This window comes from Streptomyces apricus, from assembly GCF_008369065.1.
GTDB classification, from domain to species: Bacteria; Actinomycetota; Actinomycetes; order Streptomycetales; family Streptomycetaceae; genus Streptomyces; species Streptomyces apricus.
In genome coordinates, this window is sequence record NZ_VDFC01000157.1 from 1 (window position 1) to 2,455 (window position 2,455).

Here is a 2,455-nt window from a genome sequence, read left to right on the forward strand (position 1 = left end):
CTTCCCGGGGGCGGCGGGTCCGCCGGGGGAGCCGCCCGTGCACCCCGCGACCAGACAGGCGCCGGCGAGCAGGGCCACGATGTTCGACGGGAGGCGTCCGGCCGTGAGCAGGGCGCGCCCCGCTCCCGCGCGTCTCATTCCTCCGTGCCGAGGAACGCCGAGGTGGAGAAGGTGAGGGCGGGCTCGCGGGCGATCAGGTTCTTCTTCGCGCCCGGGTACACGGCGACCGTGTCCTCGGTGTCCGACGGGTGGGTGCGCACCACCAGGTCCGCCCGGCCGTCGCCGTCGTAGTCGGCCACCGTCAGGACCCGGGTGGTCCCCCGGGCCGGCGGCTGCACGGTCACCATCCCGGTCGTGGACAGCCCGTCCTCGCCGCTCCTGAGGATCCTCAGCTGCGAGCCGCTGGAGACGAGTTCGTCCCGGCCGTCGCCGTCGAAGTCCCCGGCGTCCAGGACCGTGCCGGCGACGGCGAGTTCGCCGCGCAGGGTGCCCGGGACCTCGTACCGCAGGGCCGTGCCGCGCATCGTGCCGATCGCGGCGTCCAGCCCCTTGCCCCGGCCGAACCGGCCGAAGGCGACGTCGATGCCCTTGGGGAGGGCGACCGCGGTGCCGGTGGGGCCCGCCGGACCGCCCCGCACGAGCGAGGAGCCGGAGGTGCCGGTCCCCTCGGCCGTACGCACGAGCAGGTCGTCGTAGCCGTCGCCGTCGACGTCCACGGCCGGCGCGGTCGGTACGTTGCCGGGCGAGGCGACCGGTGCGCCGGCCGCCTTCGGGGCCCCCTTGCGGGTGAAGGGCCCGCGCAGGTGGCTGAGGCGGCCGTCGGAGGCGTGCACGACGAGGTCGGCGGCGCCGTCGCCGTCGAAGTCGCCGCACACCGGCTGGTCCGGCCAGTCGTTGCCGAAACGTGCCTGCGCGGGGATCGTCAGCTTCACGGCCTTGCCGGCCAGCCCCCGGGCCGAGCCGAAGAGGATCTGCAGCGGCACCGGCGGCTGCCCCTGGCCGTCGTACGGCGGATCGGTCGAGACGACGAGGTCGGTGAAGCCGTCCCCGTCGAGGTCGCAGGTCGCCTCGGCGTCGAAGACGGCGGGCAACTGGCCCTTGGTGGCGGCCGCGTGCCGCTCCGGGCTCAGCAACTGCCGTGCGGCGGGGACGAGTCCGTCCGCCGACCCGTAGACGATCCCGATGCCGGCGTCGTCGCCGTGGCTGTCGCGCTTCACCAGGTCGTTGAGGACGAGGTCGCGCCGGCCGTCGCCGTTGAAGTCGTCGTCGGCGGTCTTGCTGCCCCTGCCCAGCGGTACGGGGATCCGCGCGGGGGCCTTGGCGACCGTCACGGGATCACGCCGGGCGGCGTCGGAGCCGTCCCCGCCGCCCGTCCCGCCGCAGCCCGCGAGCAGCAGGGCGCAGCCCGCCACGGCGCCCGCCACCCGTATCCCGCTCTTCTCCATGGCCACGCCAACCTCGACCGCCTCGGGGGACAACAACCTGCACATGATGCGACGGGGAGAGGTCATAAGTCATCAGGGACGGACGTCCGGCGCGGGACCGGTCCGGACGCAACGGTGCGAAGCGCCCGAACCGGTACCGCGGATCCGGCTGACATCGGGGACCCGGTCGGCACCGGGGCTCCGGTCAGGAGTTGCTGCTGTTGGAGCGGCCGAAGAACTCGATCTCGGCGATCGCCACCTGTTTCTTGGCGTCGGCGTGGTAGGCCGACTGCAGGGTGAACCGCACCTTGACGGCCGCGCCGACCCGGAACTTGCGGCGCTGGCCGCCCGCGGTCTGGTCGAGGTTGATGATCCGGGTGCTCGTCTTCCCGTCGGCGGTGGTGATCTTCGCCTCGATGCGGTGCGGGAGGGCCGACTGCTGGAACTGCTCCACCTTGGTCGAGGTGCCCGAGGTGATGATCAGGTCCAGCAGCCGGGTCGGCTGCTCGAAGCGCGCCTCCACCCACTCGCCCTCGCCGGACTGCGAGACCCCCGGCCCCCACCAGGTGTTGTTGAGCATGTCGAAGGCCAGCTGCGGGCTGTGACCGGGGTACGAGCGGGACGCGCGCACGCTGTCCGGGGCGACCGAGGCGCGCTTGGCGAAGTGGTCGCGGGTGGCGTCCACGCCGTCGCCGATGTTGACGACGAGCGTGATGATCAGGCCCAGGACGACGGCGCCGACGACCCAGTTCATGATGCGGCCGAAGCCGCGGCGCAGGCGGGGGCGGTCGCCCGCCCACGGGGTCTCGGTGCCGCGCAGGTTGAGCAGCCGGCGCCACCAGGTCTGCCGCTCCGGCGGGCGCGGGCCGCCCGCCATCGGCATGGCGCAGCGGCCGCAGAAGTGCCGGTCGGGCCGGTTGGGGGTGCCGCACCAGGGGCACGGCGGGCCGGTCTCCGGGCCGGTGACCGGGCCCGGGGCGCGGACCTGGGGGCGGTCCGCGACCGGGCGGCCCGGCAGCACCGGGGCGACG

2 protein-coding genes are annotated in these 2,455 nt (G+C 74.6%); both read right to left on the bottom strand.

The genetic code is table 11. The features are described from left to right. Nucleotides 1-134: 134 nt before the first annotated feature. Nucleotides 135-1,445: an FG-GAP repeat domain-containing protein gene (locus tag FGF04_RS38800; RefSeq protein ID WP_149516092.1), complete on the bottom strand. Its 1,311-nt coding sequence runs from the start codon at nucleotides 1,443-1,445 to the stop codon at nucleotides 135-137. 184 nt (nucleotides 1,446-1,629) lie between these two features. After that, on the bottom strand, nucleotides 1,630-2,455 hold an 826-nt coding region (locus FGF04_RS38805; RefSeq protein ID WP_235882743.1), incomplete at its 5' end, for a zinc ribbon domain-containing protein.

What these genes read in the sequence shown, in the direction of transcription:
- FGF04_RS38800 (WP_149516092.1), bottom strand. Translation starts at nt 1,445, where the DNA reads ATGGAGAAGAGCGGGATACGGGTGGCGGGCGCCGTGGCGGGCTGCGCC.